This window comes from Pedobacter terrestris, from assembly GCF_052343045.1.
Lineage (GTDB): Bacteria > Bacteroidota > Bacteroidia > Sphingobacteriales > Sphingobacteriaceae > Pedobacter.
On the sequence record NZ_CP180264.1, the window covers coordinates 46,737 to 60,564 of the forward strand.

The 13,828-nt window shown below is 38.7% G+C and carries 19 protein-coding genes; 13 read left to right on the top strand and 6 right to left on the bottom strand.

The features are described 5' to 3' along the window. A complete protein-coding gene (locus tag ACJVDH_RS00280) occupies window positions 1-891 on the bottom strand; it encodes a hypothetical protein (RefSeq protein WP_443945580.1) in 891 nt (296 codons plus the stop codon). Window positions 892-987: 96 nt separating this feature from the next. Between ACJVDH_RS00280 and ACJVDH_RS00285 the strand changes: the two genes are divergently transcribed. Continuing rightward, window positions 988-2,394, top strand: coding sequence for a phage portal protein (locus tag ACJVDH_RS00285; protein ID WP_443945581.1), 1,407 nt, complete (start codon window positions 988-990; stop codon window positions 2,392-2,394). A 10-nt stretch (window positions 2,395-2,404) separates the two neighbouring features. On the opposite strand, the gene ACJVDH_RS00290 is transcribed toward ACJVDH_RS00285, so the two are convergent. Continuing rightward, window positions 2,405-2,680, bottom strand: coding sequence for a hypothetical protein (locus ACJVDH_RS00290; protein ID WP_443945582.1), 276 nt, complete (start codon window positions 2,678-2,680; stop codon window positions 2,405-2,407). A 1,318-nt stretch (window positions 2,681-3,998) separates the two neighbouring features. Between ACJVDH_RS00290 and ACJVDH_RS00295 the strand changes: the two genes are divergently transcribed. From ACJVDH_RS00295 to ACJVDH_RS00325, 7 genes are all read left to right on the top strand, one after another. Beyond that, entirely contained in the window at window positions 3,999-4,217 is a 219-nt protein-coding gene (locus ACJVDH_RS00295; RefSeq protein WP_443945583.1) for a hypothetical protein, read from the top strand. 254 nt (window positions 4,218-4,471) lie between these two features. After that, window positions 4,472-4,702, top strand: a complete 231-nt coding sequence (locus ACJVDH_RS00300; RefSeq protein ID WP_443945584.1) for a hypothetical protein — start codon at window positions 4,472-4,474, stop codon at window positions 4,700-4,702. Between the two features lie 11 nt (window positions 4,703-4,713). Next, entirely contained in the window at window positions 4,714-5,433 is a 720-nt protein-coding gene (locus ACJVDH_RS00305) for a GIY-YIG nuclease family protein (RefSeq protein WP_443945585.1), read from the top strand. A 1-nt stretch (window position 5,434) separates the two neighbouring features. After that, window positions 5,435-5,635, top strand: coding sequence for a hypothetical protein (locus ACJVDH_RS00310; RefSeq protein WP_443945586.1), 201 nt, complete (start codon window positions 5,435-5,437; stop codon window positions 5,633-5,635). A gap of 209 nt (window positions 5,636-5,844) precedes the next feature. Then, window positions 5,845-6,021: a hypothetical protein gene (locus tag ACJVDH_RS00315; RefSeq protein WP_443945587.1), complete on the top strand. Its 177-nt coding sequence runs from the start codon at window positions 5,845-5,847 to the stop codon at window positions 6,019-6,021. Window positions 6,022-6,041: 20 nt separating this feature from the next. Further along, window positions 6,042-6,224 carry a hypothetical protein gene (locus ACJVDH_RS00320; protein WP_443945588.1) on the top strand — a complete coding sequence of 61 codons (183 nt, stop codon included), beginning with the start codon at window positions 6,042-6,044 and terminating at the stop codon, window positions 6,222-6,224. Window positions 6,225-6,263: 39 nt separating this feature from the next. Next, on the top strand, window positions 6,264-6,749 hold the full coding sequence (locus ACJVDH_RS00325; protein ID WP_443945589.1) for an ASCH domain-containing protein: 486 nt from the start codon (window positions 6,264-6,266) through the stop codon (window positions 6,747-6,749). 418 nt (window positions 6,750-7,167) lie between these two features. Here the strand turns inward: ACJVDH_RS00325 and ACJVDH_RS00330 are convergent, their stop codons facing one another. Next, a complete protein-coding gene (locus ACJVDH_RS00330; RefSeq protein WP_443945590.1) occupies window positions 7,168-7,542 on the bottom strand; it encodes a hypothetical protein in 375 nt (124 codons plus the stop codon). 1 nt (window position 7,543) lies between these two features. Further along, window positions 7,544-7,729: a DUF3606 domain-containing protein gene (locus ACJVDH_RS00335; RefSeq protein WP_443945591.1), complete on the bottom strand. Its 186-nt coding sequence runs from the start codon at window positions 7,727-7,729 to the stop codon at window positions 7,544-7,546. 51 nt (window positions 7,730-7,780) lie between these two features. Between ACJVDH_RS00335 and ACJVDH_RS00340 the strand changes: the two genes are divergently transcribed. Continuing rightward, the gene (locus ACJVDH_RS00340; protein WP_443945592.1) at window positions 7,781-8,548 is read left to right on the top strand and encodes a DNA-formamidopyrimidine glycosylase family protein; all 768 of its coding nucleotides are present in this window, start codon (window positions 7,781-7,783) and stop codon (window positions 8,546-8,548) included. Window positions 8,549-8,743: 195 nt separating this feature from the next. Here ACJVDH_RS00340 and ACJVDH_RS00345 read toward each other — a convergent pair whose 3' ends face one another. Together ACJVDH_RS00345 and ACJVDH_RS00350 are read right to left on the bottom strand one after the other, a co-directional pair. Then, window positions 8,744-9,253 carry a hypothetical protein gene (locus tag ACJVDH_RS00345; protein ID WP_443945593.1) on the bottom strand — a complete coding sequence of 170 codons (510 nt, stop codon included), beginning with the start codon at window positions 9,251-9,253 and terminating at the stop codon, window positions 8,744-8,746. A gap of 5 nt (window positions 9,254-9,258) precedes the next feature. Further along, on the bottom strand, window positions 9,259-10,710 hold the full coding sequence (locus ACJVDH_RS00350; protein WP_443945594.1) for a hypothetical protein: 1,452 nt from the start codon (window positions 10,708-10,710) through the stop codon (window positions 9,259-9,261). Window positions 10,711-11,139: 429 nt separating this feature from the next. On the opposite strand from ACJVDH_RS00350, the gene ACJVDH_RS00355 reads away from it, so the two are divergent. The 4 genes from ACJVDH_RS00355 to ACJVDH_RS00370 are packed head-to-tail and all read left to right on the top strand — an operon-like array spanning window position 11,140 to window position 13,825. Further along, on the top strand, window positions 11,140-11,796 hold the full coding sequence (locus tag ACJVDH_RS00355; RefSeq protein ID WP_443945595.1) for a hypothetical protein: 657 nt from the start codon (window positions 11,140-11,142) through the stop codon (window positions 11,794-11,796). Window positions 11,797-11,800: 4 nt separating this feature from the next. Next, on the top strand, window positions 11,801-12,199 hold the full coding sequence (locus ACJVDH_RS00360; protein WP_443945596.1) for a hypothetical protein: 399 nt from the start codon (window positions 11,801-11,803) through the stop codon (window positions 12,197-12,199). Between the two features lies 1 nt (window position 12,200). Next, window positions 12,201-13,283: a hypothetical protein gene (locus ACJVDH_RS00365; RefSeq protein ID WP_443945597.1), complete on the top strand. Its 1,083-nt coding sequence runs from the start codon at window positions 12,201-12,203 to the stop codon at window positions 13,281-13,283. After that, window positions 13,283-13,825: a hypothetical protein gene (locus ACJVDH_RS00370; RefSeq protein WP_443945598.1), complete on the top strand. Its 543-nt coding sequence runs from the start codon at window positions 13,283-13,285 to the stop codon at window positions 13,823-13,825. The genes ACJVDH_RS00365 and ACJVDH_RS00370 overlap by 1 nt, the downstream gene beginning before the upstream one ends. The last annotated feature ends 3 nt before the right edge of the window (window positions 13,826-13,828 follow it).

The window sequence follows — 13,828 nt, forward strand, 5'->3', positions numbered from 1 at the left end:
TCATAGAACTTTAGTAATAGCAAACTGAAATTCAGAATTAATTAGTCCGTTGTAATTCAAATTAGATCCTCTACGTAATGTGATGTGGAAGCTATGTGGTGGGGACTTCATATCCTCCATTTGGAACATTAAATCATTATTCATTGAAATGCCTATGTTGAATATTTTATAATTTCCTGTTTTTATGTTCTGGTTTAAACTTGTTCCATCAAATCTAAATTCTTCATTAACTTTAATAGTATTTAAATCAATTATTTGCCAATTACTTAAAGACATTATATTAGACCCTGTTGGATCTGAGAATGATTTAATTTGAAACCTTCCGCTTAATTCAAAGGAGGAAACGATATCTGGAATACTTGTATTGTTACGGTTTCTTAGTTGGTCAATTTGAGCTCTTAACGTTCCGATCTGGCTCTCTAATTCGGCCACTTTTGCTTCTTTCTCAAGATATTGTGTTTCAATTTTAGTCTGCTCCTGATAAAACGTTGTTAGTTGGGTTATTTTATCATTGAGTTGTCCTTGAAGTAACTGATGCCTAGCGATGGATACAAAACCCTCGGCTTTTGCGATTTTGAGTAAATTCGCCTGTCCTTTTATCTTTCTTTTCTCTACATATTCTGCAATGCAGTTTCTTATATACGGGTATAAAAAAACGTAAAATAATGCAACTAACAATGGAAATGCAAAACAAGTCCACCACGAATATTGCGATTTAATAAACCCTATAAAAGAATTTTGAGACTCAAGTTTTATTTCGGACTGTTTATAAAAAATTAGTACGAGTGGTATCTGCCAGTTTATCAACAGCCATGCAATGATGAATGATCCAATTAAAGGGCTAGTTAAACGGTCTTTTAATTCCTTAAAAAAGTCTTTGATAGTTTCCATTTGAGAGGTTAAATATTTGAAAGCCTAATATACCAACTCCATTTAATAAACCCAAACTAAGGGCAGCCATAACCTACAAGGCTAAATTTGTAGTATATGGAATTATCTACCCTTACCAACCTCCTTTCAGATCCAAAAACACTTATTGAAAAGATCCGTACGGCACGACCTGACGAGGATATACCTTCTATTCAGCCGGAAGATCATGAGGTGATGAATCCGCAGGAAAGGAAAAAACGGGAGATTAAGGTAGACACCGGATTTGTGGATGACAAGAATGAGCCTATCATGCGTACGGAGTTTGAGGAAGTCACGCGCATTCCATCGGCTATTGAAAAGAACATTATTGATTGGGCTGCTCAGATGGCTGCAGGTGTCCCGGTAGATTACCATGCTTTGCCTGAAACAGATCAAGAAGAGATGCTTTACAATATGTTCAAACATACAGTCAAGTCTAACAAGCTTGAGTATTTGGATAAGACAGTTGTCAGATTGATGGGCACGTATAAGCGTTGTGCTGAAGTTTGGTTTAGCGAAGATTGTGATCAGTTCCATTGGGCACCATTGGGAGCGTTTAAGAAACGTATGCGCATGATGCTGCTAAGTAAAGAAACTGGCGATAAACTTTTTCTTGTTACCAATAACGTTGGTGACGCAATCGCATTAACCAGGGAATATATCATCAAGGATGAAGAAGATAAGGACATCGAAATGTTTGACATCTGGATTAATGGCGCGTACATCACCTTTACTAATAATGGATCTGATTGGGAGCAAACTGGCAATGTTCCCCAGAATTACGGTAAAGCTTCATTTGTGTATTATAGCCAGGATCGACTGGAGTATCAGGATATCATCCAAAAACGTAAGCGTTTAGAAACATTGGATTCTGATCATGCGGACCAGAATATAGCAACAGGTTCACCGATACTTGTGGCAAGCGGTTTGCTAGGCATGGGCAAGCGCGGAGAAACAGGTAAAACATTTGAAGTTACTGAAGGCGGGGATTTAAAGATGCTTGAAGCTGCAGGTACTCCGGAATCTTTGAAGATGGAGCGTGAGAATTTACTCAATGGGATCTACTACGATACCAATACACCAAACATGAGCATTTTTGATGGTGAGGGCATTGGAAGTAATTTGCCGATTATTGGGATTAAAATTCGTTTTCTTCCAGCTACATTGAAGGCCATGAATAAACAGTCAGGCTCTTGGGGTATGGGCGTGCAGCGCCGTTGTAACTTTTTAAAGGCTGCACTATGCCAAATAAATACTTCTATCAAAGTCGCTCAAGGCTTAGATATATCTCCGCGCTTTCAGGTTTATCTACCATCCAATGAAACTGAAGAATATAATAACATCATCGCTTTGGTGAGCGCTGGATTATTAAGCACCAGAGCCGCCGTTACCAAACTTGGTCTGGTCGACAACATTGAGGAAGAAATGGCAGCTATTGAGAAGGAAGTGGCGGCGAGGGCTGAGAATAATTCCGCAACTAAATAGAAAAGAATGTTTATTTATTCTTTTCTACCTCTCTAATTTCAAACAATCTTAATGACGATTCGCTATGCATTAAAGTTGTTAACTTGAACAAATCTGAAGAATAGATTCCACTCGGCAAAATGTTTTGATGGTTCTTGGTTAAGTAGTAAGTAGAAATGGTCAATGAACTCTTTGCGATTTGCCCAGATATACTATCTTCTAAATGTAATTCTTTTCCGAATGGATTGGACATATCATTGACGATATTAGCCGCTTCAATTGCGGTTATTTGATTTAAATTTTTCATGCTACAATTTAATTTTTTTTTATTCAGAGTTTTTAGTTTTTTATCAACACTGATTTTAATACCTATTGTTACCTACTTTAAGTATTATTAAATAATTTTATATAACATTTTGTTATAACAATTATAACTCGTATAATTGTATCAGCAAGTCGGAAGACTGGCAAGCACGACACCTTCAAGGCTCGTGCTTTGTGCGTTGAGAGCGTTAATTACCGGGGCATATCGAAAGGTTGCCTCGGTTTAACATTAAGAATAATTACAATACAGATCATAATATTATCATTCGTAGCGCTGCGAATGCGAGCAGGGTAGAGCCTGTAAATAACCTTAACAATACTCGAAAAGAGTTGATGTAACAAAAAAGCAAAGAAGGGCAGCTAAATCCTGCTGCATGGGCGACGAACATCGTCCTGTTGACCCCGGGTTGTTAAGGTTTGTTTAAAATATTCTTTACCCAGCTGAAATAAAGTGAATGGCAATAGCGAGCTGTAGCGAATGCCCTCGAAGCATACACCGAGTAATGGAGTGGCTAAACAATAGTCCGGCAAGTATGTGTAATCGTGACTGATGGAAAGACATCGATTGCTAGTTCTCGATTCTAACGTAATAGAATCGATGCGAACGCGATAAGCACGCGTGACAGGCCGGAAAGACGGTCACATTGAACAGATGGCGGAATTGGTAGACGCTAGAGTTAGTACACGTGATACCTCCTATTCAAAGCGTAATGCAACAGTCAGAGAAGCTTGGGATCTACGTAAAGGCGATTGGTGAAAATGTTGGGAGATATCCTTTCAGAAGTAATAAGTCTAAGAGTACACTCAGACAAAGGTATCGTCCCCGTTCGAATCGGGGTCTGTTCGCGGGCAAAGGATTGAAGTAAAACAAACGTGAGCGCATTTTCATGCGGCGTAAATAGTTTCGGAAACTATGCTTCAATCCCCACCATTTAAAACATGGACTGGACGAGTGTAGTATCGATGTTTAATTGATTGTTTAACAAAGCGGCGTACAACCCGCTAAATGTGAAAGTCAAAGAACTTTGTTAATCGGGTGCCAATAGTCCGCACCAAACGCCAGTTGGAGAGTTGGTTATCCCCACTAACTATCAGACCGGAGATAGACTGGTTAGTTATTAAAAAGTCCACCGAGCGGGTTACCGTGCAGAGGTGGCAAGACACTCGCCCAGTTGGGCAGGTTAGTTTGAGGTTTAGGTTTGTCAAGATACATTACGTGTGACTTGGCGTTGCAGGTTGGAAGTGGTTCTCCAGCCTGCTTGTTTTTTAACACATCGCCTGATAGGCACAAAGTATATTTTATGGAAAAGAAGTTTGAAGTAGGTTATTCCTACAAAACATTTGGTGGAATTATCGGCGCTGGAGTATTTACTGTTGATGCTGACACAATCGAAGATGTTAAAAAGGTTGCGCTTGATTTGAGTATCAAATCTATCAAGGATGACCATGATGATGAAGCCGATTACAAATGGAATGATGAGTTTCAAAATATCTCATGCTCTGTTAGTGAAGCCGAATAATGCACCAATCCAACACCAACACAACAAACGCAAAGCATATCCTTTGGTGGGTGTGCATAATCATTGCAGCATGGCTAACCCATTCTGTTTAAATAATTCAATATAAAAGTTAAACAAAATATGAACATCAAACTAATAACCTGGATAACCCTATTTGCTGTGAGCAGCATAATCTGGGCTATAATTTTCGCATGCGCATATCAAATATTTAATTAAACTCATTCCCCTGATGGGGATTTAAAATAAACAACAATATGAAATTCGGATTTAGGAACATGCTCGGCTTAGGCTTTGTAGCAGCAATGATGGGATTGTCTGGTAAGACTCAAGCATCTGAAAACATCAATGCTAAAGTCGATGAGGTCACACACAACTTCAACAAATTCGCTTCGCCAATGTGGGCAGGTAAGTCGCAACGCAAAGGCAAAAGCAACCGCAAGCGCCTATCCCACAACGCCAAATTAAAGAGAAGGAGAGCGAAGTAACCCAACCAATTATGGCAGAGTTCTACTATCAAATAAAAGGTAAAAAAGGAAAGGACGATTATTTCGGTAATTGGACTTTCCCGCCAATTTTCAGCGGCAAGGTTGTGGCTGATGATAAGAAAAAAGCAAAGCTTTTGATTGATGCTGAATACGGCAAGCAATTTCCTTTAAGGGTGTTGCAAAAGGATTTGGATAGCAATGAATTCTTATTGAATATTGACGAGATCAAACCTGACAGCCACATCAGCAGGCTATTTGAATTGAACACATGTAAGCGCCCATCATGCAATAACACTTTTTATGTCATTGATAAGTACAACGACCATAATTGTGGTAATAAAGGTCAAACCTACTGCTCTTATGAATGTCAGGATGAAGATAGGCAAATCCAAGCTTATATAAGGAATCAGAACGAGGTATTAAGCGGTACGGCTTCTCCAGTGATTTACAAGATTACCAATAAGATTACATCATTGTGCTACATAGGAAAAACCACGCAGGTATTTACGCTCCGTTGGTATCAGCATTTCTTCCAACATGGTTCGTGCAAATTTCATCTGGCAATCAGATCATCAAAAGTCACCGATTGGACATTTGAAATAATTGAGATCGTTGAAATACCAAATGACATCAAGACGGTTAAAGAGATCGAGCAACTGATATCAACAAGAGAAAAACATCACATAAAAGAAAACAACTCCGTAATGAACGGATACAATAGCATTAATTAAAATGAACACAACAATAGCACTACAGCGCCAGGTGCACGAACTAAAAGAAAATTTGCAGGATGCAGTTGCCTTGGCCGGCAAGTACAAGCCCAACATGGGAATGATTGATCAAGAGGAATTGGCAAGATTAAGCAAACAGGCTAATGGATCAGCCTATAATCCGAAAGAATTTGATATGTCCGATAAGAATGGGGAGCAGTAGGCAAGAAATAAAGCATTAGATTATCGCTTAAATAAACAACCGATCATCATGCACTTCAGATTGGTCATCTGAAATCAATTTACGAATACCAAAAAATGAAACTACGCCAATACTGACGCCAACGAATATTAATGCTTTGAATGTCATGAATCGTAAACGAGAATACACCAATAAATGTTTTTCACTAATGATAATTTATTTGATGAATCATGCCAACATACTACAAAATAACAAATACACGCGGCGAAGTAGATTTCGTTCGTTCAGAAAATGAAGCAAATGCTGAAGATGAGATTAAAAAAATCGAGTTAACAGAAGCCGAATTTCTTGATCTGGTAGCCGGAGCTAAGATTTTACGGGAAACCTCACAGAAAAAACTTAATTAACATCCAACTTTAACCTACGAATGAAGAATTTTTTATCCAAAAAAGAAAAAGAAGATATCCAGTTTGCTCTTGTGGCGACCATGAAACAGCTCGACGATTCAGAAGTCAAAAGAGAAGCAGATGTTGCCCTCTCAGATCGTTTGGAAGCGATTAATGAGAAATTATCGGGTAATAAGCCGATAAAGCTGAAAATCGGCAAATAAGCCGATAAATTAGAAATGTGACCTTATAAAATATTTTTTATGAAAGCATTATCAATAAAACAGCCGTGGGCCAGTTTAATAGCTTCGGGAATTAAAGACATAGAAAACCGCACTTGGGCAACAAAATACAGGGGCAGGATTTATATTCATGCGAGCAGCAAGCTGGCGTTCGACAGCATGGCCAATCAATTGACTACAGACCAACTCGATGCTGTTGCGAAGCACAATTTGGAAAGCTATCCAAAGAACATTATACTTTCAGCGGTTAAATATTGTCTAACATCTGCCATCATCGGCGAGGTTGATATCGTTGATTGCGTATTAGGACATGACTCAATATGGGCAGAGCATAGCGCAACTGATTTGCGTAAGGGAATTGAAGTTGAAGTTCCGGTTTACAATTGGGTTTTAGCTAATCCGGTGCTTTATAATCAACGAATTTTGAATGTTAAAGGTGCACTTAGCTTGTGGGAATATGACAAGCCTTATCAAGTTGTTGGAAGTGCGGAAATGGTTAACTTTTAATTATATTTGAGATATGAATAAGCAAGTTATATTGATGTGTGCAGTATTGGTTTTCTTCTTCGGATTTATAGCGTATAAAGGTTATTGTTTAGATGCAAATATTAAACTCACTTTAGGCTATGCTTTTTTATCAACCGTACATTTGATTGCATTAATTTTTTTAATAAAATGGGAAATTAATAGGAAAGCCTAATCCCAGTTAGTTCAATGAAAGAAGATTGCCTTTATGGCAGTAAATGCGTGAATGAAACGTAGCGCACTGGATTAGGCCACTCTTAATAGGGCGGCTATTTTTTAGTTATACAAAACCTTTGTGGCATATTATCTGCCAAATAGCATATACGCTAAAAGGCTATCTCACGACAGCCTTTTAAAATTAATTAACCAAATATAATTGTTGTGATGATACAACCGAATACTATTTCTTTTGTTTCAAGCTAGGATAAAATTGTGCTTCAAAGTCCTGCATATTCTGCTCACGTGTCTTTTCGATATCTACCTTCACTTTGCCTTTTACTACGCTGGATACATCTTCGCCCTGACCAGGCTTTGCAATTATTGATTTGACATATTGTACTATCGGATCATCTTCGCTGGCATTACGTAAATGGGCTTTCAAATTAACATCCCAAGCATTCACAGCTTCCGCGACCGAATCACCCCGGCCAGTAACACTTTCGTGCACATCATCAGGAAGTAGGCAAATGAACCCAGACGATTCCTGGTACACTTCCGCTCCAAGTAGTTTTGATAGTCCATTTAGGTTGATATCTATTTGTTTAAGTCGTGGCATACTACTTATGATTTTGCTTAATATAATCGGCAATTGCCTTTCGAGATGAGCTGCCACATCGTTTAGCATATTCCTTGTATTGATCAGAGCTAATGCCCGCCTGTTGAGCTGCATAGTTCACTTCATTTGGATCGTTCAAATCTACTTTAGCATCATCACGACCATCTTGTTTTCTTTTATCGTCCATGTTGATAAAACACTGATGTTTGGCATTTGGTTTTGTGATATATTTGAGATTATGCCAGAACTTCCAGATTTAGCCGTAATGGCCAAGAACCTATCAGTCAAGTTGGTTAACCACACCGTTAAAGGTTTGACATTGCATGTTGATCGCAAAAACAATGTGCCCGAAGGCGAAATGCAGGATGCTTTGGTGGGTCACAAGGTCAAATCAATTGTTAGGGTGGGTAAAGAATTGCATTTAAACATTGGTGATCACGTGCTGGGCTTACATTTAATGCTGCATGGCGAAATAAGATTGGTTGCATCAGGTGAGGAAGTGAAATTCCCGATCATTCAACTTGACTTCCCAAGTCACACCTTATATCTTACCGATTGGCAAAAATCGGCAACACCAACATTGGATCCTGAACCTTCAGATGTGATCGATGCACTTGATGTTGAAGCAGATTGGTTTGTTGGGGTTTTGTCCAAAAAGAAAACGGATATCAAAACTGTATTGCTGGACCAAAAGATAATCAGGGGAATTGGCAACACCTATGCCGACGAAATACTTTATCATGCCGGTATATCTCCGTTATCAACGGCTAATGCAATACCTGTAGCAGAGGTTAAGAAATTGGTTAAATCAATCCATAGCGTATTGCTCACTGAGATTGATAATATCAGTAAAGTTGATCCAGATAGGATTACCGGCGAGAATAAAGATTTCCTAAAAATTCATTTACCCAAAACTAAAGAAACGGCAAAAGGGGAAGAGATTTTAATTGATAAGAAGGGCAGTAGGAAGTCTTACTATGTTGCCGGGCAGAAATTATACAGCTAGTGTTTACTAATGAATATTTAAACCTTTGCAGAAATGGAAGGCTTTTTAATAAAGAACGGATACATAACCGAAGTAGTGTATCCGTATTGAAATTAACGCTCTGATTAAAAAAAACTAAAAAATTAGATAAATGTTTCGGTATTTTCACCTAAAAAATGCAAAAGTGAACTTTTGAAATTGAATGAATGAATTTCTTTATTTCAATTCAATACTATTAAGCAGGTTATCCAAAATCATTTTGGCTTTTTCAGCATCTTTTTGCTTAAAGGCAACGCAGCCCTCAACGCCCTTCAAATCTTTTTGTTCAGAACGGAACCAGTAATACACCTCGTCATTTTTACTATGCGTTTCAATAAAAAAATCTTGGAATTTATATTTTTGGATTGTCTCAGAGAATTTTATCTTTTTCTGAAAGTATGATTCCGATTTGTCATAAGAACGGTCTTGAACTGTTTTAAGATCTACAGGGTATGCGACTTTATAATCTTGGAATGATACAACTATGTTGTCTACCAAATACACATTTTCCATTTTAATTGGAATGGACAGACTACTAAAGTTTTCTTTGACGTAGGTCAAACCTTCATTTACTGTTAAAGCTTTTGCCTTTTGCGGTTCACTTAACTTTGAAACCTTACTTAAATGCTGTTGAGCATAACATAAATTGGAGGCAGAAATAAATAGAATTATTAATAATGTTTTCATAGTTTTTAATTGTTACAAGGTTTTTTACCAACAGCGCTATTGTTATTTATCATTTCAAGTGGTTCGTAGTCGTTAGAGCCGGGATCAGATTTATATAAGTTTAAAAAAGCACCAAATTTCAATAAAAATCTAAGGCCAGTAGGAAGATTTCCTCCACCGCCAAGTGCTTCGTAAGCTGCGAAATATTGCGATTTGGGAGTGTTTTGATAACTATTATATTCGGCCAAAAAACCATCCCAATTTTTTACAGTCACCACAAAGTTTCCCCAGGGAGTAACAACAGTGGTAGAAACATTGGCTTTGTAATAATCAATACCAACACCACTACTTTGAACCTTGGCCAAATCTGCAGCCATATGCATTATATCTGAAGGAGATGGAGCAGTACCATCCATATGGGTGTGGGCTTCGCCAATTGTAAAACCATCCGTGATGTTCCAAGTGAAACTCGGTGCAAACCAAGATGTCCCCGCATCGGTGGTTATATTTGACGCCCTATATCCATCCGCGGAACCCAATCCAGTTTTTTTAAATGCAGTTCCACTTTCAGAAGCATTTGGATCTAAACTGCTACCATTTATCATTTTCTTTAGAGAGTCAAGAGCAATGGATACCCTTGTATTCATTGCTGTCTTTTTCACATTAGTCTTGCCAACACAAGGGTCTGTATCTAGCACTGGATCTGGATCTTGTATTGTTTCTTCATAACCGCCACTGGTATTCTCGCCGTAATCAGGTTCAAAACTCTGGATGTCACACATCTTTATGTCATAACCCACAATGCTATTGGTACAGATGTCGGCTCCACCATTCACATCACTAAAACAAAAGGTAGCATAACGAGGTGAACTGCCGCAAGGAATCATTACGGCCACTTTAGAGCCTGGAGTGGGTATTTCATACCGAGTATACTTGATGTCTATTTTTCCTTGTTTATAATGCCATCCTACATTATATTTCCCATTCAATTGGTAATACTGGACAATACCGGAAAAGCTTCCTACATTTTTGTAGCGAACGCTCGCGAAATCTTGAGTGGGACTATCAGAAACCAAATTCATGAAATTGCCAGTTATGTTACCAGTTTCAATGTTTTTCACAATGACCAGACGAAATCGGTTCCTCTTTTGATATTCTTCAATTTGCGATGTTTCAATTTCTGTCTCTGCTGTGATGATATGGTTTGGATTTAAAACATCAATCTCATAGATAATGCTGTTTCCAGCATGAATCGTTGACATCTGATCCCAATCGGGCTGGATACCGGGTAATTGCTTATCTAAACCACTAGTTTTGTTTTTGAGGTACCAGGATTCAAGTTCGGTAAGTATTGGGCCTTTTTGGATTTCTTCAGAATTGTAGTTTTTCTTACATGCCGTGAACAGTAGAAGATAGGCGATGAAGCAGATACCAAATTTTTTCCAGTAAAGACTGAAATCTTTTTGAGAGTGTTGCATTTTTAATGATTAGTTTTTTTTTGTTGAAATGTCGTTATAATTTAGCAAGTTAATATCCTGTATCCAGTATTTTATTTAAACAACATTCAAATGTTTGAATAAATATCACCGTAGAACTGCTCAAATGCTTCTACAAAGTAGAAACATAAATCTAATTTAAAATTACGGTTTCCCGTAGACGTGTTTTAAACAAGAATTGGAATTATCTTAATAGAATGACCTCTGCATCTCGGCGTCTATACTAATTGGTTCTCTGAGTACAGATTTGTTTTTCGACCAAAATAACCAATAATATTAGAATTCAAGATTTTAAACTTTTGAAATATTACTGCGCGCCTTTAGTAAGCGCGTCAACTTTAACACCTCATGTCGTGTGGCTAATTTCGCAATATAACCCGTCCACCAAGGATTTCGCGGGGTATAAAACTCATGAAGCAAAAATTAATCGCATTGTTAAAGACCTCATTTGCAAACAAGGGCTTTAATGCAAAAGAATTAGAGGCTCTGGCTGATTTAGTGATCGGACAAAATACTCTAACAGATGAATCAACAGATGAGGATTTAACCACGGCAGTTACAGCAGCAAAACCAACAGCTGATTTCGTTCAGTCTGTTGCAAGCCGCCAAGTATCTGATGTTAAAAAGCCTACTAAAGTTGATGAGCCAGCAAATCCGGCAAACCCTGTAAAACCTGCGGAGCCAACTAAAACTGATGATATGCCTGAATGGGCAAAAGGATTGGTTACAAGTATTGGTTCATTAACTCAGGGTTTAGCAGCCATTAACGCTGAGAAAGTTGGCAACACCCGCAGGGAGCAATACGCTAAAACGTTGGAGGGGACTTCTGAAGCTTTTAAAACAAAGGCGCTGAAAGATTTTGATCGGATGGCATTTAAAGATGATGAAGATTTTAATTCTTATCTGGCTGATGCTACTGAAGATGCAAAAAGCTTTATTCAGGACGAAGCTAACGGCGGTTTAGGCGGAGATAGACCAGGCGGGGGTGCAGGTGGCAATAATGCCAGCACCAAAAAAGTAAAAGAAGCAACCGACACGGAGTTGGATGCAGTAATGGAAAATTTATAAACAAATGGCTACAGTCAATTTAACAGATGATGGTGTGCAGGTAAACACTGAGAAGGACAATGTCGCTATCAGAAAAGTGTTCGCCACTGTTCCAGGCGGAAAAGCCTTAGATGTTACAGGGTTTGCGCCCTTAGTAATTAACGCTGGCCATCCCATTATTATGGAAACAGCAACAAAAGAATACAAGCCGTTGCCTGTTAATGCAGGTGCGACAGCTTATGCCGCATTGCCAGATGGTCATGCTTATGTAGGTGTTTTGATCGCCAGTATTCTTACCAAAAAAGCATCTGCGGCTATTTTGACGCAGGGAGTTATTAACCCAGAGGCCTGTCCTTACGATTTCGCAACAGTTGCGGCAGCAGTAAAAACAGCAATGCCTCTAATTGGCCAACAAGCAGACTAAGATGGAACAATCAGCATTTATTCAATGGGTAGCTAAGTATCTCCCAGGTGTTACAGTCCGTATCACTAAAAAACTTAATGACACAACTAATCCATTACCTTACCTACACAGAACGTTGTTGAAACCTCAGTTTTCTGTATCTGGTAAATGGGAGACGTTGAGTCAGGAAAACATCCTTGTATCTGCGGATTACGTGGCCATGGATAGTGATGATCCATTGAAAATGCGTGATTCAATGGGTAAAGCTGGTGGTGATATCGCAAAGATGTCAATGAAGCTTTGGTTAAACGAAACCCAGTTGACTGCATTGGATACATTAATTGCCAGCGGTGGAACTGACGCGCAAATTGTTGCGGAATTGTTCAAAGATACCCAGAAAGTATTAGGTGGTGGCTACGAACTAAACGAAGCGTCATTCCTTGAAGGTTTTTCAACCGGTATCGTAATGGTAACGGATGATGAGAACGTTGGCCAAGGTATCCGTTTGAATTATGGTTATTTAGATAGCCACAAGTTTGGAGTAACAAAAGCATTAACCGACCCAACCTACAAATTTTGGGATGATGTAAAAAAGATCGTACAGAAATCCAAAGATGATGGTAGTGTAATTCAGGTTGCCTATACTGATTCGGCGACAATTGATGCAATTTCTAACTTAACACAAACAAAAGAGCTTTATGCTTTTGGTCAAAACTTCGTTGGAGGCAACATTCCTGCACCAGATATTGATCAGTTAAACGCATTAGCAAAAAAGCGTGGTGGTTTTACGTTTGTAGCCATTGATCGGACTATTCGTAAAGAAAAGAACGCTAAACGAACTCCGGTTAAACCTTGGAAGCCAGGCACAATCATTTACACCACTGCAGGCCAAGTTGGTTTGATGGTTTATGCAAAGCTTGCTGAACAAAACCATCCTGTAGATGGCGTAACTTATCAATTGGTGGATCAATACTATTTGATTTCTAAGTATCGCCATAATGAGCCGCAGGTATCAGAGTTTACCAAAATGCAGGCTCGTGTTGTTCCGGTAATTAATAACGTTGAGGAGATTTATCTTCAAGACACAACTGTTATTCAAGCATAATGGAAAACTTTAACAAGAACTCTTTAAAAGCGGCCGTTGCAAAATACGGTCCGCTTCACTCTGACGGTAAGACCGAAGCAGAAGTGAAAGCCGAATTGGGGAAAGATGAACGTGCGTTTTCTGCTGAACAGATTGATGAGATTTATGCGGCTATAGTAACGCCTAATTTGTTTGAAGGCGGTGATGAGCAGCCAAAACATATCGAAGGCACTTTGCAGGAGAGCGAAACTCCGGAATGGGTTCAAACAATCCTTGATAGCAATCAAGCTGTTTTGGAAAGCAATCAGGCTGTTATCGCTGCCCTTGAAGATTTAAAGTCTTTTGCTGATGAGCGTTCGAGCAAAACAGATCGCCCGGTGACTACTAAAATCTTGATTGAGGATGAATTCGATGAAGATGCGGATTATGAAGTTGCACCAGGTAAAGATTTCGCTGATAAATCAGACTTTACTAAAAAGTATTCTGAAGGCGATGATGTCACTCATTTGGGTGCCGAACGCTTAAAAGAATTATTAGCTAAAGGCTTAATCGTAGAATCATAATCC

Coding starts and splice junctions, on each gene's coding strand:
- ACJVDH_RS00350 (WP_443945594.1), bottom strand. CDS start 10,710: ATGCAACACTCTCAAAAAGATTTCAGTCTTTACTGGAAAAAATTTGGT.
- ACJVDH_RS00360 (WP_443945596.1), top strand. CDS start 11,801: ATGGCTACAGTCAATTTAACAGATGATGGTGTGCAGGTAAACACTGAG.
- ACJVDH_RS00300 (WP_443945584.1), top strand. CDS start 4,472: ATGAAATTCGGATTTAGGAACATGCTCGGCTTAGGCTTTGTAGCAGCA.
- ACJVDH_RS00305 (WP_443945585.1), top strand. CDS start 4,714: ATGGCAGAGTTCTACTATCAAATAAAAGGTAAAAAAGGAAAGGACGAT.
- ACJVDH_RS00355 (WP_443945595.1), top strand. CDS start 11,140: ATGAAGCAAAAATTAATCGCATTGTTAAAGACCTCATTTGCAAACAAG.
- ACJVDH_RS00280 (WP_443945580.1), bottom strand. CDS start 891: ATGGAAACTATCAAAGACTTTTTTAAGGAATTAAAAGACCGTTTAACT.
- ACJVDH_RS00320 (WP_443945588.1), top strand. CDS start 6,042: ATGAAGAATTTTTTATCCAAAAAAGAAAAAGAAGATATCCAGTTTGCT.
- ACJVDH_RS00345 (WP_443945593.1), bottom strand. CDS start 9,253: ATGAAAACATTATTAATAATTCTATTTATTTCTGCCTCCAATTTATGT.
- ACJVDH_RS00315 (WP_443945587.1), top strand. CDS start 5,845: ATGCCAACATACTACAAAATAACAAATACACGCGGCGAAGTAGATTTC.
- ACJVDH_RS00340 (WP_443945592.1), top strand. CDS start 7,781: ATGCCAGAACTTCCAGATTTAGCCGTAATGGCCAAGAACCTATCAGTC.
- ACJVDH_RS00365 (WP_443945597.1), top strand. CDS start 12,201: ATGGAACAATCAGCATTTATTCAATGGGTAGCTAAGTATCTCCCAGGT.
- ACJVDH_RS00310 (WP_443945586.1), top strand. CDS start 5,435: ATGAACACAACAATAGCACTACAGCGCCAGGTGCACGAACTAAAAGAA.
- ACJVDH_RS00325 (WP_443945589.1), top strand. CDS start 6,264: ATGAAAGCATTATCAATAAAACAGCCGTGGGCCAGTTTAATAGCTTCG.
- ACJVDH_RS00330 (WP_443945590.1), bottom strand. CDS start 7,542: ATGCCACGACTTAAACAAATAGATATCAACCTAAATGGACTATCAAAA.
- ACJVDH_RS00335 (WP_443945591.1), bottom strand. CDS start 7,729: ATGGACGATAAAAGAAAACAAGATGGTCGTGATGATGCTAAAGTAGAT.
- ACJVDH_RS00285 (WP_443945581.1), top strand. CDS start 988: ATGGAATTATCTACCCTTACCAACCTCCTTTCAGATCCAAAAACACTT.
- ACJVDH_RS00370 (WP_443945598.1), top strand. CDS start 13,283: ATGGAAAACTTTAACAAGAACTCTTTAAAAGCGGCCGTTGCAAAATAC.
- ACJVDH_RS00290 (WP_443945582.1), bottom strand. CDS start 2,680: ATGAAAAATTTAAATCAAATAACCGCAATTGAAGCGGCTAATATCGTC.
- ACJVDH_RS00295 (WP_443945583.1), top strand. CDS start 3,999: ATGGAAAAGAAGTTTGAAGTAGGTTATTCCTACAAAACATTTGGTGGA.